General features: G+C 48.7%; 22 protein-coding genes. 8 read left to right on the top strand and 14 right to left on the bottom strand.

Annotation, left to right across the window (positions count from 1 at the left end; translation table 11 throughout):
• Positions 1-330 precede the first annotated feature (330 nt).
• Complete coding sequence (locus G9C99_RS01220; protein ID WP_166415633.1) at positions 331-1,098, top strand: calcium-binding protein; 768 nt, start codon at positions 331-333, stop codon at positions 1,096-1,098.
• A gap of 423 nt (positions 1,099-1,521) precedes the next feature.
• On the opposite strand, the gene G9C99_RS01215 is transcribed toward G9C99_RS01220, so the two are convergent.
• From G9C99_RS01215 to G9C99_RS01200, 4 genes are all read right to left on the bottom strand, one after another.
• Positions 1,522-2,055 (bottom strand): YbhB/YbcL family Raf kinase inhibitor-like protein, encoded by a 534-nt coding sequence (locus G9C99_RS01215; protein WP_166415632.1) that lies wholly within the window; start codon positions 2,053-2,055, stop codon positions 1,522-1,524.
• A 99-nt stretch (positions 2,056-2,154) separates the two neighbouring features.
• Positions 2,155-2,979 (bottom strand): AraC family transcriptional regulator, encoded by an 825-nt coding sequence (locus G9C99_RS01210; RefSeq protein WP_331459954.1) that lies wholly within the window; start codon positions 2,977-2,979, stop codon positions 2,155-2,157.
• 115 nt (positions 2,980-3,094) lie between these two features.
• On the bottom strand, positions 3,095-4,156 hold the full coding sequence (locus G9C99_RS01205) for a DUF418 domain-containing protein (protein ID WP_166415631.1): 1,062 nt from the start codon (positions 4,154-4,156) through the stop codon (positions 3,095-3,097).
• A 110-nt stretch (positions 4,157-4,266) separates the two neighbouring features.
• A complete protein-coding gene (locus tag G9C99_RS01200; RefSeq protein ID WP_166415630.1) occupies positions 4,267-5,214 on the bottom strand; it encodes a DMT family transporter in 948 nt (315 codons plus the stop codon).
• A 167-nt stretch (positions 5,215-5,381) separates the two neighbouring features.
• Here G9C99_RS01200 and G9C99_RS18565 point away from each other — a divergent pair, with 167 nt between their 5' ends.
• The 5 genes from G9C99_RS18565 to G9C99_RS01175 all read left to right on the top strand — a co-directional run bounded on the left by G9C99_RS18565 (position 5,382) and on the right by G9C99_RS01175 (position 11,273).
• Positions 5,382-6,779: an endo alpha-1,4 polygalactosaminidase gene (locus G9C99_RS18565; RefSeq protein ID WP_269434808.1), complete on the top strand. Its 1,398-nt coding sequence runs from the start codon at positions 5,382-5,384 to the stop codon at positions 6,777-6,779.
• Between the two features lie 149 nt (positions 6,780-6,928).
• Positions 6,929-7,528, top strand: a complete 600-nt coding sequence (locus tag G9C99_RS01190) for a hypothetical protein (RefSeq protein WP_166415629.1) — start codon at positions 6,929-6,931, stop codon at positions 7,526-7,528.
• A 6-nt stretch (positions 7,529-7,534) separates the two neighbouring features.
• Positions 7,535-8,929, top strand: a complete 1,395-nt coding sequence (locus tag G9C99_RS01185; RefSeq protein WP_166415628.1) for an MBOAT family O-acyltransferase — start codon at positions 7,535-7,537, stop codon at positions 8,927-8,929.
• Positions 8,930-8,940: 11 nt separating this feature from the next.
• Positions 8,941-9,960 (top strand): alginate O-acetyltransferase AlgX-related protein, encoded by a 1,020-nt coding sequence (locus G9C99_RS01180; RefSeq protein WP_166415627.1) that lies wholly within the window; start codon positions 8,941-8,943, stop codon positions 9,958-9,960.
• Positions 9,957-11,273, top strand: a complete 1,317-nt coding sequence (locus tag G9C99_RS01175; RefSeq protein WP_166415626.1) for an alginate O-acetyltransferase AlgX-related protein — start codon at positions 9,957-9,959, stop codon at positions 11,271-11,273. The genes G9C99_RS01180 and G9C99_RS01175 overlap by 4 nt, the downstream gene beginning before the upstream one ends.
• 79 nt (positions 11,274-11,352) lie before the next feature.
• Here G9C99_RS01175 and G9C99_RS01170 read toward each other — a convergent pair whose 3' ends face one another.
• The 9 genes from G9C99_RS01170 to G9C99_RS01130 form a co-directional block, all read right to left on the bottom strand.
• A complete protein-coding gene (locus tag G9C99_RS01170; RefSeq protein ID WP_166415625.1) occupies positions 11,353-12,141 on the bottom strand; it encodes an SDR family NAD(P)-dependent oxidoreductase in 789 nt (262 codons plus the stop codon).
• Positions 12,142-12,175: 34 nt separating this feature from the next.
• Complete coding sequence (locus tag G9C99_RS01165) at positions 12,176-12,793, bottom strand: TetR/AcrR family transcriptional regulator (protein ID WP_166415624.1); 618 nt, start codon at positions 12,791-12,793, stop codon at positions 12,176-12,178.
• Complete coding sequence (gene ppk2 / locus G9C99_RS01160; RefSeq protein ID WP_166415623.1) at positions 12,786-13,655, bottom strand: polyphosphate kinase 2; 870 nt, start codon at positions 13,653-13,655, stop codon at positions 12,786-12,788. Before ppk2 ends, G9C99_RS01165 begins: the two co-directional genes overlap by 8 nt.
• 55 nt (positions 13,656-13,710) lie before the next feature.
• Positions 13,711-14,631, bottom strand: coding sequence for a homoserine O-acetyltransferase MetA (gene metA, locus G9C99_RS01155; protein ID WP_166415622.1), 921 nt, complete (start codon positions 14,629-14,631; stop codon positions 13,711-13,713).
• Between the two features lie 39 nt (positions 14,632-14,670).
• The gene (locus tag G9C99_RS01150; protein WP_166415621.1) at positions 14,671-15,534 is read right to left on the bottom strand and encodes an ATPase; all 864 of its coding nucleotides are present in this window, start codon (positions 15,532-15,534) and stop codon (positions 14,671-14,673) included.
• Positions 15,535-15,645: 111 nt separating this feature from the next.
• Positions 15,646-16,785, bottom strand: a complete 1,140-nt coding sequence (locus tag G9C99_RS01145) for an OmpP1/FadL family transporter (RefSeq protein WP_166415620.1) — start codon at positions 16,783-16,785, stop codon at positions 15,646-15,648.
• A gap of 123 nt (positions 16,786-16,908) precedes the next feature.
• Positions 16,909-17,793 (bottom strand): DMT family transporter, encoded by an 885-nt coding sequence (locus G9C99_RS01140; protein WP_166415619.1) that lies wholly within the window; start codon positions 17,791-17,793, stop codon positions 16,909-16,911.
• 66 nt (positions 17,794-17,859) lie between these two features.
• A complete protein-coding gene (gene guaA, locus G9C99_RS01135) occupies positions 17,860-19,422 on the bottom strand; it encodes a glutamine-hydrolyzing GMP synthase (protein WP_166415618.1) in 1,563 nt (520 codons plus the stop codon).
• Between the two features lie 37 nt (positions 19,423-19,459).
• Positions 19,460-19,936, bottom strand: coding sequence for an NUDIX hydrolase (locus tag G9C99_RS01130; RefSeq protein WP_166415617.1), 477 nt, complete (start codon positions 19,934-19,936; stop codon positions 19,460-19,462).
• Between the two features lie 114 nt (positions 19,937-20,050).
• Between G9C99_RS01130 and G9C99_RS01125 the strand changes: the two genes are divergently transcribed.
• A complete protein-coding gene (locus G9C99_RS01125) occupies positions 20,051-21,592 on the top strand; it encodes a trimethylamine methyltransferase family protein (protein WP_166415616.1) in 1,542 nt (513 codons plus the stop codon).
• Here the strand turns inward: G9C99_RS01125 and G9C99_RS01120 are convergent.
• The gene (locus G9C99_RS01120; RefSeq protein ID WP_166415615.1) at positions 21,589-21,882 is read right to left on the bottom strand and encodes a DUF6477 family protein; all 294 of its coding nucleotides are present in this window, start codon (positions 21,880-21,882) and stop codon (positions 21,589-21,591) included. The genes G9C99_RS01125 and G9C99_RS01120 overlap by 4 nt on opposite strands.
• A gap of 207 nt (positions 21,883-22,089) precedes the next feature.
• Here G9C99_RS01120 and G9C99_RS01115 point away from each other — a divergent pair, with 207 nt between their 5' ends.
• Positions 22,090-23,229 (top strand): DUF6456 domain-containing protein, encoded by a 1,140-nt coding sequence (locus G9C99_RS01115; RefSeq protein ID WP_166415614.1) that lies wholly within the window; start codon positions 22,090-22,092, stop codon positions 23,227-23,229.
• The last annotated feature ends 212 nt before the right edge of the window (positions 23,230-23,441 follow it).

Genomic DNA, 23,441 nt, shown 5'->3' with positions numbered 1-23,441 from the left:
AGGTGAAACCATGCTGTTCTTAATGAATTCGTTCTGAACGGTGGGCTCGACGCAGTTGATACGGTTGTTGGCCATTTCTATTTTGGGACGTAGGGCCAAACCCCTGAAACATTAGACTATTCTGATATTGCCTCCCTCACCTCGCTTACGGGCGACCTTTATGATGTGTGGAACGACGCTACTTCAGACCGCTCTCTGGATCTGCAAATCAGTGAATGGAATGTCGAGCATAATTTCGACGCCTATTTTGGGTTAAAGCAAACTGAGGCGATGTTCGAAATATTTTCTGAATTTCTGGAGCTCGGCACAGATTCAATGCAAATCTGAGCAATGCAATATCAAGTAACCCCATTGTACGCTGGTGGCGAAAATAATCTTACCATTGCAGGCCGTTTTTTTGAACTCATGAAGGATAATCTGATCGGGAAAAAGCAACTAGATGTTTCGGGTTCAAACTCAAAAATTGACGTTCACACCTTTGCTGGAGACGGTGCAGTTGTAGTGTTTCTTTCGTCGCTCACCTTAGAAAAACTTAACTATGTCTATAACTTGGGTGGCATGGCTGGAAATGTAGAAATTGCGCAGTTGGGAGTTGTAACAGGGTCTACAAATGGAGAGTTTGGTTCGGAAACGGGCTTTCAGCCCTACAACGAACCTGATGCCCTTCTCGAGGTATCAAATTTAGGTCCAGTAAACAACGGAACTACATTCACGCTCGATAGCTACGAACACTTGATGGTAACCATTGATACAGATTTTGCAGGCACAAACAGCGCTGACACCCTTCTTGGATCGATTTTCGATGACACTATCGCAGATGGAGGGGGAAACGACACCATCCATGGTGGTGGCGGTCACGATGTCTTAGATGCTGGATTGAGTTCAAACGGATTACAAGTTCTCAATGGCCAAAGCGGAAACGATACCTATCAATACGCCACCGACCACGGATTGGTATATATCGGGCACCACACGGAATCCCTCCATTCCGGAACAATGGATCGCGTTGTGTTTGCGGATTTAAATGTCGATGATTTTACTTTCGCAACGGCCGATTATTCCCAGATATCCAACCTTGGTAATCAGGTTGCTCTTTGAATGCAATGGGACAATGGTTCTCAATCAGGCGAACTACGTATCGCATATATGGGCGAACACATAGAGGAATTCGTTTTCGCAGATGGAAGCGTTTACTCATATGATGACTTCATAAACTCTTGACATAAAAAGAAGCCGCACTTGTGTTGACCACTGCGGACAGCCAAGCAGAATTAAACGAATTCATTCTGTAGTTTAGGCGTACACTAAAAAGACAGGTCATCAATTGGCCTGTCTTTGAATAGTGCGAGGATGGTTTGTTTGGCTGGAACGGAAAACCGACAACACCACTTGCCATTGAACAACGACGTTTGAGGTTTCACTGTCAACGCCCGTTGCAGCAGTAATGCAATGTTTAGCAGGATTATTCTCTGATTTATGATTAAGAATGATACGCCCCAGCGATGACTGAGGCGCAGTGCTTTAACGATTATACACGGCAGTGATTGTTGATGAGGCGAGACTGTTGGCTCTGACCATAAAGCCAGCCAACGCATTGCTTACCGTTTCGTCAATGTTGAGTGTCGAGCCAAGAGCATACACGGTGAATTCATACCGGTGAACCTCGCCAGCAGGAGGGCACGCACCGCCAAAGCCTACGGTGCCATAATCGTTCTTCAACTCCACAACTGTGTCGCTGAGCATTGCTTCGGAGGGAAACTCGGTGACATCTGATGGGATATCGAAGGCAAACCAATGCCACCAACCCGATCCAGTTGGCGCATCTGGGTCGTAAACCGTGATCGCAAAGCTTTCTGTACCCTCAGGGGCACCTGTCCATGAAAGCGATGGCGCGATATTGCCTCCTTCGCAACCAAAGCCTTTGAAAACGTGTTGAGTGGCAAGTTGCTGACCTTCAATAATGTCGGGGCTGGAGAGTTGGAATGTGTCGGCAATCGCGGGTGTTGCAGTTAATCCTGCATATAACAAAGTAGAGAAGAGGGAGCTGCGGAGCATGTTTCATACCTTTCGAGGTTCTCTGTGACGGTGATTTACATTTAATCAATTTCACTCACGCCTGCTTCCAACTGCCACTCAACAAATGTCGAATAACGATCAAACTGTGGCTGAACGGATATCTTTTGGTCGAATTTCGAACCTTTTCTTGAAAGAATCCGAAAAATGAGAAGGAGTTTTGAACCCGCAATCCAAGGCGATTTGAGAAATTTGCACGTCCGTTGTTTGTAACAGGCTTAGCCCATGTTCTAACCGGGTGTGTAACAAAATTTTGGACAGCCCTTGGCCTGACTTAGACAGCCAACGGCGCATCGTTGCTTCGCTCATCCCAAATTGTTCTGCTACTTCGGCTGCCGTCCACTGGTAACTGAGATCTGTTTCAATCAATTCACGCACCTTGCTGATGGGGTGATCTTGCACAAATCTAGGAAGGAGTATTCCGTGCGCACGTAGCCAAATCAGTGGCTCTAATAGGCGATGCTGACGGATCGCTTCAGGCAATGTGTCATTGTCCAAAGTGTTTTGGATCAATTCTAGAATATTAGCTGGGTGTTGGGTTGTTGCGCGTACGACCTGAATGCCTGAGGCAGTCTTCGTTGGGGGGGGTAAATCTGCATATACCGCATTGATAAGATCATGAGGGAAGCAGACACCCAATGCGCGATAGCTGTCGTCTAATACAGGTCGGTTTTCCAACGTTACCATCGAGCCAGGGGGAAATATCATTAAATCACCTTCTTCTCCGGTCATTTCACCCTGAGATGAGGTGAGAACACGCTTGCTGCCTTTCTGAATGAAGAAGAAAAACGTCAATCGAAAATAGAGATCCGAAAATGTCGCTGCTGTTGCCTGTGAAATCGGAAAAATGGAAACGCTGTCCACCTCTTGAGGTGACATTCCCATATTGCGCTGAATTGGATGCACTTTAGTTCCTCTTTACTCAATGGCATTGAAAACTAAATCGAACCGGGCATAAGTTCTAGCCCACCTTTTCGCGACGTTGGAAGTTGTTCGAGGAGAACATCAACGGATCATAGGACTATCCTGCAAGCTTACGCATGACCATCTCAATAGGGCCGCGCTTGAACCAACGCGCCCAGATCAACGCATATACAGTTGCGAGCAGACAAAACAACAAAGACGCCATCAGCGCTTTTCCAACGGTCTGATGTCCGAGCATGCCTAGGGCTTCGAGCGTGCCCATTCCAACGAATATGTGCGCGATATAGAGGGTTAGGGTTTGCCGTCCAGCAGGAACCAGTATGTGCAGAATACCATTAGGTTTGAGGTGTTGCGAAATCAGCAAACAAAATCCCACAACGACGCAAGAAACTCCAAGGCCTGCTAGTGTGTAAAGCGGCATGGGAGGAACAGGACCGGTTGTCACCAAAGCCATAAGCTCTGGATCATTCGGGAGCAGGGCGTCTTTAAGCAACATGCTTATCCCTTCTGCCAGAGCAACCATTGTTGCACCACCAATGATCAATTTGACCTGAGTTGCGCGCTCGCCCAGTGAAACACGACTTAGTATGATACCGAACGTTAGGAAGCCGAGCCAGGGGATGACGGGATGCCAGCCATTGAAAAACAAGTTTCGGATAAAACCAACTGGGGTCCAGAAATCTGAATAGGTGTAGTTCTCCCAATTCCAACCCGCATCATAGTTTAATGTCAGGATCATGAAAACGAAGGCGAGGTTGAGACCAATTAATACACCAAACAACCCCTTGCGGTTCATTGCCAACAAAGGCACCCCAAACAAAAAATAAAAAGCATAATAATGCAAAATGTCTGCGTCAAAGACCGTCATATTGAGTAAGCCGACCACCAACACAAATACCGCGCGTTTGATCGTTACGAAAATCGTGTTATTCAGCCCGCGTTGCCCGGCTAATCCCAATCCGATCCCTGCCAGAACGACAAAGGTAGCAGCAGCGCGCCCCTCTAACGCTGTGGTTAGAAAACTGAGTAGTCCGCCGCCATTCTCTGCGCCCATTGCGATTTTAAAGTTGACGATCACCATCCCAACAAAAGCAAAGTAACGGGCAACGTCTAAACCCTCTAAGCGAATGCTCTTTGGGGTTTCATGTGTCTCAGTCATTATTAAAGTCGCCTATCTCGAAATCTATTCGTGAAGTTCTTAATCTGTTGCAAATGGCATTATGAGCGCATCGTTATAGGAGTGTCCTTGGCACTGACACGCCCATCACCTCAGGTGGGAGGAGCCGCCCGTTCAGTGACGAGCTGTCTGGCCGTTACCCTTTCGCGGTGTATCATGTAAAGGCCCGCTCCGATGATGATGGCTATGCCAGTCAAAGCTAGAGAGTTGGGAAAATCGTGGAAAACCAGATACCCGAATAGTGTCGCCACCGGCAATTCCAAATACTGCAACGGGGCCAACGTGGCAGACGGGGCCTGCGACAATGCATAGGTCATCATCATATGGCTCAATGTGGCGAAGAAACCTACGCCCAACAACCACAACCAGTTTACGCCAACCGGCCAGACTGGGTCAAACAGTTCAGATCCCGAACCTTGGGCCAATAGGATGACAGGCAGGCAAAGCACACTCGCAATAAGGCCTGTATAAAATTGCAACGTCACGGGATGCATTCGGCGCGACAAGCCCCGAGTGATAAGTATATAGAATGCAAATCCGACCGCCGTACCCAGAGGGAACAACGCCGCTGAGCCAAAGGCAACAAAGCTTGGTTGGATCACAAATAAGACACCTACAAACCCGACGAGCGCCGCCCCGACACGGCGGGCACCCACATCTTCGCCGAGGTAAAACTTGCCGACGAGCAGAACGATGAATGGGGCTACAAACACAATCGCCAACGCATCAGCAAGCGGCATAACGCGGATTGCTGCAATGAAACAAAAGGTCGAGATAAGCAAAAGTACTGCGCGAAACACAAGGGCAGACCATTCCACGCGTGCAACTCTTAAAGACAGGCCCATACTCCAGATAAACGGAGCCATAATAGCGCATTGTACGATAAAGCGTGCAGTTGTAATTTGTCCGACCGGGATGCTTTCCGATGCCAACTTTGCGGCCACATCCAACAAGGGGGCGGTCAAACAAAATCCCAACATTAGGGCAACACCAACAAGGGTACGATCAATGGCTGGGTGAGAGGTGCTTACGTTGGTCATGCTTCACATAAATACATCAGAAAATGCGCGTCCATCCTGAATGCGACACGGGCGAAAGAATTGGGATGGCTGGGGCCAATTTGCCTGTTTGCACGGGTGTTGAATTAAATTCGATCATTTCATATGGTTTAGATGATTTTGTTATACCTAATATTTATGAGTTTTTTATGCCTGAGATTTCCAATTTTCATTTACAGTTAGAGGGTGTCAATTACACGGACACTGCTGCGACTCCCTTTGATTTGTTGATTGTTGAATCCGGAATCGGCAGTATTGCGGTCGAATCCTCGCTGAGCAAATCGCAGATTGCTACATTCCAACAACAGGGTCGTACGGTCGTTGCCTATCTAAACGTCGCAGTTACCGACCATTATCGTACCTATTGGAACGACAATTGGGTCGACCCTATTGACCCGAATAACGCTGACATCGGCCCAATTAATATCGATGGCGATCCCCCCAGCTGGCTGACGGGTAACCACGGGATCGCAGATGATTTCGGTTATATTGTTGACTATACGGACGAAGCATGGCGCAGTCTCGTCATTGAGCAAGCCCTAGAGATGGTAACGCCCAGCGATCAAGGCGGCTTTGGTTATAACGGCCTTTTCCTCGATGATGTCGGGCGGTTTTATGAGGCCGCGGCGAATGATCCTGAGTACAGCTTTAGCCAGGCTGCGGATGATATGATCGCCTTTGTGAATGAAATATCCGCGGCAGTAGAAGCCGTTAATCCGGATGTTTATATTTCAATTAACGGGGGGGCCTACTTGGGCTCGGATTCATCGGGTGGAATTGAAACAGAAGATTACCTTGAGTTCCTCAATCACGTTGATGCATTTCTCATGGAAAATCAATTCGATGCGGGTAGTAATTCATCTACGGCGTGGCTTCAGGCTTTAGCAAATTTTGCCATGGATTCCGAGATCGATTTTTTGGCGGTTGAAACTAGGGGGACATTCACCAGCGCTGAGCAATCCGCATTCTATGAATTCGTCGAACAAAATGGATTTTTTGGGCTTATTACTGCAGATGATGCATATGACTCTATTCACGAAGCGCCGCCAACAGGAACGGTGGGTGACGACGTTATTTCGGGTGGTGATGGGCCAAATACAATTGAAGGCTTGGGCGGTGATGACACTATAAGCGGCGGGGGCGGCAACGATACCTTAACAGGAGGGGCCGGCGCAGATGTTCTGAACGGTGGGTTGGGCATCAATCAATTGATTGGAGGCCTCGGCGCTGATATTTTTATATTGGCAGATTTATCCGCTTCCAACACGATTTCGGATTTTGAAATTGGTGTTGATCGCCTCGATATTCACGGACTTATGGAATTGGCGGGACTGTCTTATTTCGATTTGAACGGGGTGGGAGTTACCCGCATTTCTTGTTTCGGGGACTTTTCAACTGATAGCTTGTCATTTGAATTTTTTCAAAATGGTGCAGATGTAGAGGTTCATGCAGTGCCGAGTGAAAATTCACTTATTCCTGAGTATCCGCTCATAATATTAGAAAACACGGATATACATGAACTGTCATTGCAGGATTTCATTTTTTAAGCGAAAAACTGTCATGTTCTGTGCCACTTCAGCGGTTCGATCGACCAAAAGGTATGTGCTGACGTATCCTTCTGTACAAAAACCTAGCCGTAAGCGCCGTACTAAAACTTGCTTTCCTCATGCAATCCTCTTGGCAAAGGAGCGAGGACATGAAAGCAATAAAAGCAGGGTTACTTTTGAGTTTTACTCTTTGTTTTAGCTCAGTTTCTGCAATTGCTGATGATACTGGTTTATACGATAGGCCTCCGCCTTCGGACGCGGTTTTCGTGCGTTGGATAGGTGATGATGCCCCTTGGTCCAAGCCCTTCTGGGGTCTATTCTTAGGCGAGCGCAATTTACCAGCGTACGCTTATGTCGCGCTCTCAGCTGCAAACATCGCGGAAGTAGAGCCGGGGGGATACTACAGTATAGTGGCAAACCCCGAAGACAACAGTTCTATCAGCATTATTGCAGAGCCCCAAAGAGATAGAGTTTCAAAAGTTTATATTGTTTTGCTCAACGCAGGAAACGGAGATGCGTCACTGCGTGTGTCAGGAGGAGGGCCAGTTGTGATCGGCGCCACAGCGGCGTTAAGCGCCGGGATCAGGGCGGTCAATCCGGTTGCAGCAACGTTGCAGATACATACGCATAATAGGTCTGAAGACTTTGAAATTGCCTTACGACGAGGGCAAAACATTACATTTATTGCGGAAAATGACGGGGTTTATCTGATCCCAAATACTTTCGGCCCCGTCGTTGAGTTGGAATAACGAGATATGGTATTTTCATCAGCTATTTTTCTGTTTGCATTCCTCCCGTTGTTTCTAACCAGCTATTATCTCGTGCCTGCCCGTTATCGATCGTTGCTAATTTTGATCGCCAGCTATGCCTTTTACGGTTGGTGGAAATTTGGATATCTATTGGTGGTCGTGGGGATATCTCTTATCAGCTATGTAGCTGCATGGTTGTCGCTTGCGTGTCATGAAACCAAGCACCGAAAATGGGCAGTATGGGCCGGAGTGAGCCTAGACTTAGCGGTCTTAGCATATTTTAAATATACCTATTTCGTGATCGAAAATTTGGCGCCAGCGTTTGCCGCTTTTGGCGGATACTCGTCGCCGGCCATGCAGATTATTCTGCCCATTGGCATTTCATTTTTAACTTTTCAATCAATTAGCTACATAATCGATGTCGCCCGCGAAGACGCGCCGCCAGCGCGGAATTTGGTGGACTTTTTAGCGTTTACCGCTTTGTTCCCACAACTGATTGCTGGCCCTGTTCTACGCTATAAAGATCTATCGGCGCAGTTTTCTAATCGCAGGCACAGTATTGAGAAGTTTTCCAGCGGTTTGCATCGTTTTGTAACCGGATTGGCCATGAAATTGTTGGTAGCGGACAGCATTGCACCATTGGCAGATCGCATGTTTGCGCTATCTCACCCAACCCTGACAGAAGCTTGGCTGGGTGCGCTGGCATATTCAATGCAGTTGTTTTTTGATTTTGCCGGATATTCGGCTATGGCCGTTGGATTGGGGTTGATGATTGGGTTTCGATTTGTCGAAAACTTCAATGCACCCTATGTCAGCCAATCGATTACAGAGTTCTGGCGGCGCTGGCACATCAGCTTATCCAACTGGTTACGTGATTATCTTTATGTGCCTTTAGGAGGAAATAGGAAGGGTACCTTAAAAACATATCGCAACTTATTGATAACGATGGTTTTAGGGGGATTGTGGCATGGGGCAAACTGGACGTTTGTTCTGTGGGGCAGTTGGCATGGCTTTTTCCTAGCAATAGAACGATGGAGGACACGACGCATTCAAGGTGAAGTGATGCGTATTTGGCCACGTTACATTGGCTGGCCATTTACAACGCTTGTGGTTTTACTTGGGTGGGTGATGTTTCGGGCGCCTTCGGTGTCGGACGCGATTGGCATGTATGTTGGTATGATCGGGCTAAACGGCATCGCACTTAGTGCTGAAACTGTTCACTTTAATCAACCGCTCGAATTCATAATGCTATTGGTTTCGATCTTATTGGTTTGCATTCCCAAAGCTAAATTTGTGGTGTGGGGCAATGCTCCTACCTTCGCCTCTTTCGTTCTTTTTGGGCTTTGTACGGTGGTGCTGATGGCGCGAACGTATTCTCCATTTCTATATTTTCAGTTTTAGGAGCTACGATCATGTTGCATGGTAAATTACAGATAATAAACATCGTGATGATTGCAGTGTTGGTCGTATGTGCTGGCGCGATGGGGTTGGCGCGTACGGATTTGAGATTATACAATAAAACGATCTGGGACGGGCAATATCAACGGAATATCGAAAACGAATTCCTGCATAATCTACCATTACGAGACCGGGCGGTTTATGCGTGGAATGCCTTTAAATATCGTATTTTGGGCCAAACCGGCGCGCGGGTCGTTGAGGGTCAAGATGGGTGGTTATTTACTTCAGAAGAGTTTGTGTCGCCCGATAGCAGTTTGTTTGAAACTGAACTAGTCGAAGTATCTCGGACGTTAAGTGCTTTTAACATTCGATTGATACCCGTGATTGTTCCTGACAAAGCGAGAATTTATTCGGATAGGATATTTCATCCGAGAATGACCGCTCTTGAAACACGATACGAAAGATTACAGTTTTTACTCGAACGCCATGGTTTCGTTTGGATCGATTTGGAGCAGACGCTCCTGTTAGGTCGTGCCACAGATGAAACCTTTATGCGCACTGATACCCACTGGAGCCCATTTGGAGCGATGCTTTCAGCGCGAGAAATTTCAGAGGCTTTGGATTTAACGGGCACTCAGAGGTTTGAAACGACAATTGCTGAGGAAACTCTGTTTGATGGTGACCTTTTGGCGTTCATTGACACAGGACCACTACGTTCATTGGCGGGGCCACTTGCCGAATTCATTACCTTATCGGTTACGAATAGCACTACTGGCGGCGGGAGCCTATTTGGCGATGTAAATGTGCCAGTTGCATTGGTGGGAACAAGTTTCTCAGCGCGCGAAGAATTCAATTTTTCTGGGTTCCTTCGTCAAGAACTGAACCTAGATTTGATCAATTATGCGATGGAGGGCGAGGGGCCTTTCCTACCCATGCGCCAATTTCTGAATTCACTACCGACTGTAGAAACGCGGCCTGAACTTGTGATTTGGGAAATTCCTGAACGTTATATCAACATGGAGGAAACGGAATGAAACGCCTTTCTGTAGCGATTGTTGCAACTGCGTTGGTCGCTTCGCCAGCGGCCAGCACACCTTACTGCGATGCGTTAATGCATGAAAGTCAATTAGAGCGCCGATACCAAAGATTGGCACCGATTTTTAGCCATACCGGCGCCGGTTGGATATTTACATCTGATCAGCTTGATGAAGATTTTCAAATGAAAGCAGAGGCAGACGCGTTAATGGAGGACGTGATTGGTGAGTTTGCGCGTCGCGATATTCCATTGGCGATCTTGGTTGCACCGCCGCGCGCGGTTGTTGCTGGCCAAGACATTGTTGACCTGACGCTTGGATCAATCGGTCAGTATAATGTCGATGATGCACGCCAGTCATTTTCTGACTTTCTGACGCAGCTTCGGCAAGGTGGGGCGGTGGTTCCGGATTTAATGGCCGTTGCGACAGCTGAATCCCCAACGCCTTTCTATTTTCAACGTGATTCACACTGGACCAATACAGGTGCAGCACGTAGCGCACTGGCTTTGGCGAATGCTCTGGGGATGCAGGCAACTTTTGATCTTGTTGATATTGCAAGCTCTGAAATGTTCCAAGAACGAGGATCATTGAGTGATATTGTTGATGCGACCTGCGGCTATCGTGCTGTTTCAGAAGCAACTCCGCAGTTCAATTATACGGTTTTGACGGAGCAAAGCGATTCCAACTTGTTAGGCTCGACGCGTAACACCCAATTTGCACTGCTTTTTGGGACCAGTTTCAGTGATCGCTACCGTCGCGATCAATATCAGGTTGCCGATGCATTTTCCTCTGCCCTAGGGATCGAGCTGATAAATGAATCTGTTTCTGGGGGAGGGCTTATTGGGCCACTTGAGGCGTTCGCTCTCTCTGGTGGTTTCGAAGTAGAGCGTCCCGATTTGGTCATTTGGGAGTTTCCCTATACCGAAGTTCCACAAGCCAGTGCATTGCGCCAACTCCTTGGGGCTATGCGGGCCAACGATAGCGCCTTACTTTCTCAGCACAGGTTAGATGTCATTGAGGATAGTCTTACTCTGTTTTTGGATAGCAGCGTTTCCAACAGTAATTTGCTTCATGTTCGATTGAACACACCTGAGGCACGTTGGCTTAAGATCGACTTATACTTCCCAGATGGGCAAAAACATACCATTCAACTTCGCCGCAAGAATTCAATGGCGGCCCGTGGTCAATTTGAGGATTGGTGGGTTGATATTCATGATGTAGACGACGGGATGCCAGAAAAAATTAGGTTCCGCTTTGATACGAGCGTTGATGTAAGCAACGTCGAAATCAATTTTATGCGTTATCTACATTAATCGACGAAAGGAAAATGCAATCTGTGAAACACCTTGGTCTCAACATCTTGCATGTCGCTTAGATGACGTAAACCAGACACTAGTCTTGAGAAAACAGGTTCGAACCGACTTTTTCCAACATAGCGCGCGATGGATAATCTGTGATCGTTAATCCGCCATCAACAACTAATGTTTGCCCTGTTATAAAGGACGCATCTGCTGATGCTAGAAATGCAACTACGGACGCAATTTCGGCACCAGTTCCCATCCTGTTCAAAAGTGATGGAGGTATATCCCATGCGTCGGTATCTTTGCCTGCAGCGTGGGCAGTTGCTTCGGTTAACACCCAACCTGGGCTTACACCATTCACCCGGACCGGAGAGGCTTCGCATGCAAATGATCGGGTTAATGCTTCAACCCCAGCTTTGGCGACGCCATAAAGCCCCCAATTTCCATGGATGGCTGCCGTGGACGAAATATTGACGATGCTTCCAGCATTTTTTTTGAGCAGTGGCAAACAAAAGGCGGACATCAAGTATGTCGAATCTAAATTTGCCCCACGCCAAGTGTGCCAGCGCTCCGAGGGGGAGTTGTCATGATCAACTTCGGTCCGGCGGGTACCTAAACCTGCATTGTTAACAAGCACATCAAGGCTCGGAATACGTTCTATGACCTCTTTGATATTGTCTTCTTGGCTAAGATCACATTGGATAAATTGGCACTCCGAACCAAGAGCATTGATTTTTTCGGTAGCAATTGTGCCTTTTTTTGTATCACGCCCGAGCAATATCAGATTGGCACCTTCCTGAGCAAAACGTTGCGCAATGGCAAAACCGATACCAGAGTTTCCGCCTGTGATAAGCACCGTTTGACCCAAAAATCTGCTCATGGAGTGTCACCTTTCTTAACATGCGTGGCCGACGTTATTTATCGGGTTCAATGAGTCCCATACCACGCAAATAAATTCCGATCCCAGTCTCTAGTAAATCTTCGGGCGGGAAGGGACTTTTGGTTCCGGGTGCACCTCGTGCAAACAGTTCAACCACACCGTGGCTCATGGCCCAAATATGGGCGCTGAACATGCTGGCGGGGGGGCGCTTTTCAGGTGGGATATGTTGAGAAAGCGCAACTGCGGCGCGTTCTTGCACAGCCTTTGCACGCCCCGCGGCTAACGCCAATTCCGGGGTGCGATTGGGGGAAATGCCGCTTTCGAACATCGCGACATAATGGCCGGGAAATTTACGTGCAAACGCAAGGTAGGCCCGACCCGTTGCTTCAAACGATGCAAGTGCTGAGGGTTGCCCGCTTTCGAAGGCGTGTTCCATCACGTCGGCAAATATTTCATAGCCAAGGCGCGCGGCCTCAGCGATGAGGTCTTCACGGCCTTCAAAATGGCGGTAAACAGCGGCTGGCGTCACGCCAGCGCGCTTTGCAGCCTCTGACAAGGTAAATCCGGTTGGACCTTTTTCTTCGATCAGACCCAATGCGGCCTCGATCAAGGCCTGTTTAAGATTACCATGATGATAGCCGCGTTTACGCATCCCAGATATCGGGACCTCCGCATATTTTCGGATCTGGCGCACCAGTGACGGAAACGTCTTTACCAGTATAGTCAATGCCCTGAAGGACAGCGCGCAGGGCGCTTAAACGTGCGCGGCGCTTATCGTCAGAACGCACAACGGTCCACGCAGCGTCTTTCGTGTGCGACAGCGTTAATGTTTCACGAATGGCATCGCTATATGCGTCCCAACGCTTTAACCCTTCAACGTCGATCCAGCTGAGTTTCCATTGTTTCAATGGATCTTTTTCGCGGGACAAAAAACGACGCAATTGTTCTGCACGTCCTACATTCAGCCAAAGTTTTACAAAGTGAATGCCTTCATTCACCAGCATATCTTCGAACTCCGGTAGCTGTTTGAAAAACTGATCACGTTGCGTGTCTGAGCAAAATCCAAAAACCTTTTCGACGACGCCGCGGTTGTACCAGCTGCGATCAAAAAGGGTGATTTCACCACCAGCAGGAAGATGTTCGATATAGCGCTGGAAATACCATTGGCTTTGTTCGCGGTCAGTGGGTTTTGACAGCGCGACGATCTTAGCGACACGAGGGTTAAGGTTTTGACGCAACCGTTTGATTGTTCCGCCTTTTCCGGCTGCATCGCGCCCTTCGAACACAATGCAAACGCGCGCACCTGTTTCTTTAACCCAGGATTGCAATTTTACCAATTCAATCTGCAAAGCAGCCATTTGAACGTCATAATCGCTGCGCTTCATCTGCGTGTCATAGGGGTAAGTGGAGGAAAGAACATCTTTCTTTCCTCCGGCTTGAATTGCGTCGCGCACATCATCAGGGGCGTCATTGTCAAAATAGGCACTTATCGCACCATCAAAGGGCAGATGCATGAATTCCTCCATCTTGTTCTTTGACTATGACGCTCAAACCATGCGGGCGCAAATGTTAGGCCTGACCAATCTGAGAAATATCAAAATGTGTGCTTTGATAGATTTCATTGATCCAGTTCCCATAGAGCAAATGCGCATGGCTGCGCCAGCGATTTTGGGGCGCCTGCGTGGGGTCATCATTGGGATAATAGTTGTCGGGCACATTGATATAATTGCCCGAGGCTACATCGCGATCGTACTCTTCTTTCAACGTACCGGAATCATATTCAAAATGATTGAAGATATAAAGCGCACGCCGCTTTGGATCTTGCACCAAACAGGGGCCAACTTCGTCAGACCCCAAAAGCGTGATCAAGTCAGGGTGCGCGTCGATTTCGTTTTGACGCATTTCTGTCCAACGGCTAACCGGGATAACAAATTCATCCGAAAACCCGCGTAAGAACGGGGAATTGGGCACAAGGTTTTGATGTCGGAAACATCCAAACGCTTTGTGATCCAGCATGTGCTTTTTAACACCGTGGAAATGGTTGATCATAGCCATACCACCCCAGCAAACGCCAAAGGTCGAATGCACGTTGGTTTGGGTCCAATCCATTACTTCGCGCAATTCGTCCCAATAGGTCACATTGGCGAACGGGAGATGTTCGATTGGGGCACCCGTGATGATCAGACCATCGAATTTGCGATGTTTTACATCCTGAAACGCGTGATAAAACGTTTCCATATGCGCTGCAGCGGTGTTTTTTGTTTCGTGCTCAGACATGCGGATCAACGTCAATTCGATCTGCAAAGGTGTAGCGCCAATCAATCGGGCAAATTGGGTTTCAGTCTGTATCTTTTTGGGCATCAAGTTGAGAAGCCCAATTTGCAAAGGCCGGATATCCTGATTGGCCGCGCGCCCTTCGCCCATCACCATCACGCCCTCATTTGCCAAAACTTGATAGGCAGGGAGGCTGGATGGGATTTTGATAGGCATGTCTGAAACTCCTTTGTCAGACTGAAATAGATAGGCGGACTAGGCGCGGGCCTCAAGGGCAACTGCGATCAAGTCAGTGAAATCTTCGTGTGTTTTGACCTTGGCGACGTCTTCGGCTTTGACGGTGATGCCCCAATTGTCAGCCATTGCTTTGTATCGAGGTTGACGATGCGCCAACGCCTGCGAATAGGCCCATCTGACAAAAGCGTTCGGATTCACGTTTTCTTCTACGAGATTGTTATCAGACAGATATTCTTTCCACTTCGGGATTAGGAACTCTGGTTGATAATACATTGGCTTGGGCGCTTTATCAAAACGGCGCACCAATTCTTGGGTATGAGCATCAGACCCTTCGATCCACACCATTAGAACGTTTTCCGATAGATGCTTTAACACAGGGTCATTTTTATCGTCGGGGTCGACAACTTCGCAGATTGAACCGCCACTGTCGCAGACAAAATGGTCATAGCCATAAATATCTTGGGCGCGTTCGGCAAAATGACCTGTGTCCGTCAAAGACGCGAGCTCAGCAACTTTATGTTGGGCCTGACGGCGTATATATTCATCAAATGGTACGCCCCCCATATCGGCATTTCCGGGTTTTCCCAGATACGTCGACAGAGGCGATAGATTGTCGAAAGTGATGTTCGACGCAATGTAAATAGAATCTGACCGGAGCAAATCTGCCAAAAACGGGGTTTTCATCGCTTCGCGTTTGAAATTATCTACGATGTGTTCACCCATATAGCGCGTACCGATACGGTAATCGACCGAGTAGTGAAACCAATCACCTGTTTCACGCAAGATATTGGAAACATGTGTTTTTCCCAGTCCAGACATTGCAAATAACATGACCCGTTTTGACGGTGCGTTCCGCCACTCTTGTGCATTATTGTAATACATCAGTTGCCTCGATCCCTGCGTTCATCTGTGAGTAAACAGCACCACGCACAGGGTCAAACCAAAAACGCCCCGCACGAAGGCAGGGCGTTTGAAATCTGTCCATTGGTTGGTTTAGAAATGAAAGCCGATACGGAACCCAGCACCAATCGCATAATTGTCGCTGAAGTCAGAGGTGGCAAGCACGGCACCCGTGCCGGGATGACGCGCAAGGACTGTATTTGCGTCGCCGATTTCGGTGTAATTTATCCCAGCGGAAACGGTGATGTTTTCATAGGTGTAACGTGCGCCCAAAGTCAGGCCTAGCTTACCATCGGTTGGCCCCAAATTCGAAGCAAACCCACCAACTTGGTCTTCGTATGCAATTGCCAAAGACCCTGACCAGTTTTCGTTGAATTTACGCCCAACACCCAAAGTGTAAGTAATCGTATCATCAGCGTATGAGACCAATTGGCTTCCCGTTGGATTCCCTGCATTGGTCGTAATCGCTGTATAGTGACCCGGTGAAATGTCAAATTCTGACCAGTTCACCCAGCGCACCGAACCAAACAACAACGTGTTTTGTGCAATCCCTGTCTGAAAATCGAGATTTACTGATTCAGGGGCATCGATTTGCGTATTGCTGCTTAAGCCTCCTGGCGCAGCAAGGGATGTTTCTCTCGTGCTTAGATTATGTTCGATTGAGGAATTGTAGGTCAGCGAGACCCGCAAAGCGATATCGGGAATTTCGTAGGTTGCGCCGACCAAATAACCAACACCATAGTCGCGTTCACCCGTTGCGGTGTAATTCGCGATTGCTGGGATAGCGACCTCAGCGGATAAGTTTTGATAACGTAAACCACCATGAACGCTAATGCGATCTGACAATGCGTAGCGCGCAACCCCGGTTATTGCAAAGCTTTCTAAGGCAGCTTGCGCACCTGTTCCGGCGCCTAGCGGATAAGCCGAGGCCGGATACGACACATCAGCGCCGAAAGGTTGGTCTGCAATCACCGCAAAACTAAAGCGATCATTTATTTGGAATTTCAGAGCTGAGCCAAATTGCTGATAGCTGGCGGCCATGTCGCCAGAACTCAACGCCGTTCCTGTTACGACACCGGATACAGTCGGATTAACGCTGCCAAACGAAAGTTCAACATAGTTCCCATCTTCGAATAATGCGCTGATGCTCTGACCAGAACGATCTACGCCACCTGCGTTGGCGATACCGCCCGTAAACGCAAGTACAGCGGCGGCTGTATAAGCTTTGTTCATCTTCTCATCCCTGAAGTTCTTTATTCTTTTTATACCTTGAATGGTGGCAACAGTTCGCTCATCCGTCAATTCCTGACGCCACGTCAGAGCGAATGTGTGATCACAAATACACGAAATACGTGTTTATCGGCCTTCACCTTTGATGTTTATATAGTTTGCAGCGAATACAACAGCAGCGCCGATCAAGGCAAGTAGATCAAGAGGTTCGTTGTAAAACATCATACCGATGACGGCGATGATGGGGAGCCGTGCAAAATCAAAAGGTGTAACAACCGACGCGGGCGCTATGGCCAAAGCGCGTGTCATGCAAAAATGTGCAAACAATCCTGCACACCCGACCAAAGTTAACCACGGAAGAGCGGCCAATGTTGGAGGAGCCATATCGCCGTCATACCCTGCGGTGATAAACCCAAATACCACTTGCGTTACCGTTAAATAAAACAAAATATTGATCATATCCGTGCGTTGCGTCAGCATTTTGGTGAATATTGCTGTTGCAGCAAAACCGACTGCAGCCAACGCGGCTGTGATCAATCCAATATCAATTGTCGCAACGCCGGGTTTGGCGACCATGAGCACACCGATAAAGCCAAGCGTGGTTGCCATAAGTCGGGTCAGGGTTAACCTTTCCCCTAAAAACACCACAGCCATAACAATGACCCAAATCGGTGTTGTGAATTCAAGTGCAAACAGTTGCGCCAATGGAATTAGGGGTAGGGCGAAAAACCACAAATTCTGTCCGGTAAAATGGACGATATTTCGCATCAATTGCAGTTTGAAGTGATTGGTTGAAATCGACTTAAGTGTTCCGGAGTACCACCCCAAAGAAACAACCAATACCACCCCTACAATGGATCGATATGTCATAATTTCAAAGGTATCATAGTCACCCGAAAGAGCGCGCCCAGCAATTGCCATTGCAGTAAAAGAAAATACTGCACCGCTCATCCAAGCGGCGGCACGCAGGATATAATTTGTTTGGGGAAGGGATTGCTCAACAGATGTCATGTGCGCGTTCATTTGGGTTAGGTAGAATGCAAAACGCCGACCCAAAAGAGCCGGCGTTGAAGGTTTTTATTCCCACTCGATTGTTCCGGGCGGTTTGGATGTGATGTCATATGTACAGCGGTTGATGCCTTTGACTTCGTTGATGATCCGTGTGGCGGTTTCACCGAGGAATTCATGGGTAAACGGATAATAATCCGCAGTCATGCCATCAACGGATGTTACAGCGCGCAAAGCACAGGCAAAATCATAAGTCCGCCCATCACCCATCACACCGACGGTGCGCACAGGCAAAATCGCGACAAACGCCTGCCAAATATCATCGTACAACCCGTGTTTACGGATCTGATCGATATAAACGGCATCTGCTTCGCGCAGAATATCCAGTTTTTCGCGGGTAATTTCACCAGGACAACGAATAGCAAGCCCAGGTCCAGGGAACGGATGGCGACCGATGAACGACGTCGGAAGACCCAGCTCAACGCCCAGCGCGCGCACTTCGTCTTTGAACAACTCGCGCAGAGGTTCGACCAGTTTCAGGCCCATTTTTTCAGGCAAACCGCCAACATTGTGGTGGCTTTTGATGGTCACAGATGGTCCACCTGAAAAGCTAACGCTTTCGATAACATCCGGATACAAAGTGCCCTGCGCCAAGAACTCAGCACCATCGATGGAATTGGCGTGTTTTTGGAACACGTCGATGAACAGCTTACCGATGATCTTGCGCTTGGTTTCAGGATCAGACTGTCCCTCAAGCTCACCCAAGAACAGCTCTTGTTCATCAGCATGAATGAACTGCATGTTGTAGTTGTCGCGGAACATGGTGACGACCTCTTCGGCCTCACCTTTGCGCAGCAGACCGTGATCGACAAAAACGCAGGTCAGCTGATCGCCGATGGCTTCGTGCAACAACACAGCCGTAACAGAGCTGTCAACGCCACCGGACAAACCACAGATAACTTGTTTATCACCAACCTGTGCTCGGATCGCCGCGATTGCCTGTTCGCGGTAAGCATCCATCGTCCAATCACCGGTGAACCCAGCCAGACGCACAAAGTTTTCATAAAGCTTCGCGCCGTTTGGCGTGTGGTGAACTTCAGGGTGAAATTGCACAGCATAGAAATGGCGCGACGGATCAGCGGTGATCGCAAATGGCGCATTGGGGGAGGTGCCGTAAACCTCAAATCCCGGTGCTATTTTGGATACGTGGTCGCCGTGGCTCATCCAGACTTGTTCGTCCCCATCAGAGAACCAACCGTCTAGAATATCCAGCTGCGCGACTTTTGGCGTGACATAGGCGCGACCAAATTCAGCAGTGCCATGGCCGGTTTCAACCAAGCCACCCAATTGCTGCATCATGGTCTGCTGACCATAACAAATGCCTAAAACAGGTAGACCCATTTCAAACAGGCTTTGTGGTGCGCGTGGCGATCCTTCGCGAGTGACGCTGTCGGGGCCACCAGATAGGATCACAGCCTTTGGCGCAAAGTCAGCCAAAAAGGCTTCATCCACATTCTGATAAGGGTGAATTTCGCAATAAACAGAGAGCTCCCGCAGGCGGCGCGCAATCAGCTGCGTGACCTGAGAGCCAAAGTCTATGATGAGGAGGCGGTCATGGGATGCTTGGGTCATAGGCGCGCAATAAAACGAAGTGCGCAATCATGCAAGCCTAGAGATGCAAAAGCAGCCCTTCAGGGAATAAGGTTTCACCTCCATTGGCAAATTCTTCAATTTCAATCCAGCGGCATAAAAATGATGCGCCAGCTTCGTTACCGTAAAATTTTGATGTCTCGTATAAATTTAATTTGGTGAGCTTAGCCTCATAAACAGCAATAATCTCATGCCCCTGTGCGCCGTTGTGCATGAAAATGTTATCAAGTGTCGCAATCTCTTCAATATCAGTGAGATCACTACTCAGCTCTTCGGTAAATTCGCGACGTAATGCGGCTTGGCGTGTTTCTCCAAACTCCACACCGCCCCCCAACGGCCGCCATCCCTTTGTGGTGCCATCGTCATTTGTGACCTCAGCCACTAAAAGTGCAGTTGCCCGACGAATAACGCCGATAACCAATGGGCGGATGCGCTGCTTTGGGCGCCAAACTGGGTTCATTTCCACAATAGAATCTCTCAAAATGCGACGTACCATTGTATACCAATGTCGTTTTCACCCCACAATCGCCGCTATCATCGGACGAAAGGCGGATTTCTTGGCTATGCTTGTCAGCGAAACTCAATTGAGTCAGTTACGGAGACAAATACAATGGCTGAAGCTGGATCTCGTCGTGCACGTGGGGGCGGTGGTGCTGCCCGTCGCGCGCAACGCACTGCTGTTCATATCGAAACTGCAAAGTATATCGAACGCAATATTCCAAACCTCGAAATCCTAAACGAAGAAGCGCTTCAAATTATTGAAGAGAACGCTGAAACCGTATTGGCTGAAATCGGCGTCAACTTTGTTGAATGCCCAGAGGCCCTAGAGATGTGGCGCGAAGCGGGTGCAGACATTGATGGTGAACGTGTGCGTATCCCTCGAGGTCTATGCCGTGAACTGATCAAAACCGCACCTAGCGAGTATACCCAGCATGCGCGCAATCCTGAGAAAAACGTCGTCATCGGCGGCAAGTCACTCGTTTGTGCGCCTGTTTATGGCCCTCCCTTTGTGCGTGATGCTGATGGTGGTCGCCGTTACGCAACAATGGACGATTTCAATAAATTCGTGAAACTGGGCTATATGTCCAAATGGTTGCATCACTCAGGCGGCACCGTTTGCGAACCAACTGATGTGCCCGTGAACAAACGTCACCTTGATATGTTGTACGCGCACATGACGTTGTCAGACAAACCGTTCATGGGGTCTGTGACCGAACCAAGCCGCGCCCAAGATACCGTTGATATGTGTGGTGTGTTGTTTGGCAAAGATTTTGTTCAGGAAAACACCGTTACAACCTCTCTGATCAACATCAACTCTCCGTTGACGTTTGACCCGATCATGGTTGGCGCGTTGGATGTCTACGCGAAAAACAACCAAGGTTGTATCATTTCGCCGTTCATCGTCGGTGGCGCAATGGCGCCTGTTTCTGTCGCAGGTACTTTGACCCAGGTTCTGGCTGAAGTTCTTGCAGGTATCGCCTATAGCCAACTTGTACGCAAAGGCGCACCCGTAATCTTTGGTGCGTTTGTGACCTCAATTGACATGAACTCAGGTGCGCCAACATTTGGTACACCAGAAGCCACGCAAATTCTGAACGGAGCAGGCCAATTGGCACGTCGTTTGGGGCTTCCGTTCCGTTCCGGTGGTGGCCTTTGTGGTTCAAAGCTACCAGATGCGCAGGCGGCATATGAAACCGCTCATACCCACAACGCAGCGCTGCTGGGTGGTGTGAACTTCATGTTGCACTCATGTGGTTGGCTCGAAGGTGGGCTTGTGTCCTCGTTTGAGAAATTCGTCATGGATGCGGACCAATTGGGCGTTCTGCACCGTTTGGCTGCTGGCGTTGACATGTCCGAAAACGGTCAAGCTATGGGTGCGCTACGCGAAGTTGGCCCGGGCGGTCACTTCTTAGGTTGTGAACACACGCAGGCGAACTTTAAGGAAGCCTTCTGGCGCACCGAACTGTTGGACTACAAACCGTTTGAGACTTGGCAAGAAGAAGGTGCACGTGACACCCAAACCCTCGCCTCTGAACGCGTTGCGAAATTGCTCGGTGACTATCAGAAACCGGCCATTGATCCGGCAGTCGAAGAAGCATTGGCAGAATTTGTTGCCAAGAAAAAAGCTTCTATGCCGGATGCATTCATTTAAGCCTGTGAGCGGCGGGTACGCATAACGCGGGCCTCTGCCATTAGGGCGATCAGAACTTCCACATGACGGGCGACGCTATATGAGGCGTCGCCCGTTTTGCGTTTTTCCTCATAACCGCGCTCTTCTGACATCAGGGTCGCGACAGCCTGACCAGGGGATGGCATCGCACCTGATTTCATGATGCGCAACAAATCGCGATCACGGCAATAATGATCAAGTCCGTGGCGCGCAGCACGGATCAAAAGGCTAGGGCGGCGAAGTGTTTCAAGCAGGCTCATCAAATCGGTCATGTCAGGTTTCCTTTCGAATTTTGCTCAGCATGACTCAACTTTAGGAGGTGTTGCGAGTCTTCAACAACCTACGAACGGCGCTTTGAGTATTGTTTAGGAAATAGAAACAATGATGTAAGTATCGGGAAATATTAACGATAGAGTAACCAATGCAACTCAGGGTTGATGCTGAATGTGTGGCTGTTTCTAAGTGAAGGGGACACAGTAATGGACAAAGCTACAGGGCATACGAACGATAGTTCAAAAGGCCTGCCGTACTGGGTGCCAGAAGAGGCTGAACGCTATCTTTTGCACACTGAAAGCGGCATGTCGATCCGCGCCGTCGCGCGTAAAGTCGGATGTCATGCATCAACTATCCTACGCCAAATCCGGCGTTATGAGAACCGCCGAGACGACCCTTTGGTTGATTCGGCGCTGCGTCAACTCGGTCGTGAACATTTCCAGAAAAATTGCTCTGCTACGCAAAAGGAAATGCCACAAATGAATGCACATGTTCGTAAATCCACCCTTAAGCCACTCGATGCCCGCATGGAGCGTGAAGCCAAACGTGCCCTGCGCCGCCTGACCGAAACAGGCGCTGTTTTGATCGTCGCAAAAGAGATGGAAAAAGCTGTTGTATTGCGGGAGCTGCCGGGGGGCAAAAGCACTCGCACAGCCGTTATCGATACTGAAATTGCCCAAGCAATGGCGCTTCAGGATTGGATCAAATGTTCCAAATCAGGAAAAATAACCCAGTACGAAGTCACTCCAGCTGGAATTGCTGCATTAAAACGGATGCTTAGCGAACAAGAAGCTGCAAAATCCGGGTTTCACGATTCTCAGGCGATGTTTGGGGATCAGCACCGCGAATGGGGTACACGTGACATCACTGAAGGTGAATCTGAACGCCCGCGTACTATTCGCTATAACCTCGCTGAGTCGCCACTCGCGGGGTTGGCGCGGCGCAAAGACAAAACAGGTCAGCCGTTTCTTACGGATGATTTGGTGTCTGCAGGCGAACGTCTGCGCGAAGATTTTGAACTTGCGCAAATGGGTCCACGTGTGTCTCAGAATTGGGAAAAGTTCCTGACAGGTGGCGGTGGCCGTGGTGGCATCAGCGGTGATAATCGCATCGGCGAAGGCCCATCAGCCGCCCGTGATCGTGTTTCCAAAGCGCTGGCAGATCTTGGCCCGGGTTTGGGCGACGTCGCCCTACGGTGCTGCTGTTACCTTGAGGGTATTGAGGCTGCAGAAAAACGCATGGGCTGGTCTGCGCGTTCAGGTAAAATTGTTCTGCGTATTGCCCTGCAACGCCTTAAGCTCCATTATGAACAAACCCACGGAAAATACGGTCCGATGATTGGTTAATGAAACACAAAAGGGCGCTGTATATTCGTAGCGCCTTTTCATTTTCTCAATAGCTTATTTACCAAAAAGTGTAGGGTTAATAAGCTCACCCGGAATTTCCCAAACAATCTGCTTAAGATAATGTTGTTTTTTGAAACGGGCTTATTATTACGTTCAAATGAAACCTACTACTAAACGAAAAAGGCCCGCCAAAAGCGGGCCTTTTCATAAGA

Source organism: Cochlodiniinecator piscidefendens, from assembly GCF_011326755.1.
GTDB classification, from domain to species: Bacteria; Pseudomonadota; Alphaproteobacteria; order Rhodobacterales; family Rhodobacteraceae; genus Cochlodiniinecator; species Cochlodiniinecator piscidefendens.
This window is presented reverse-complemented; position numbering and strand designations above follow the sequence as displayed.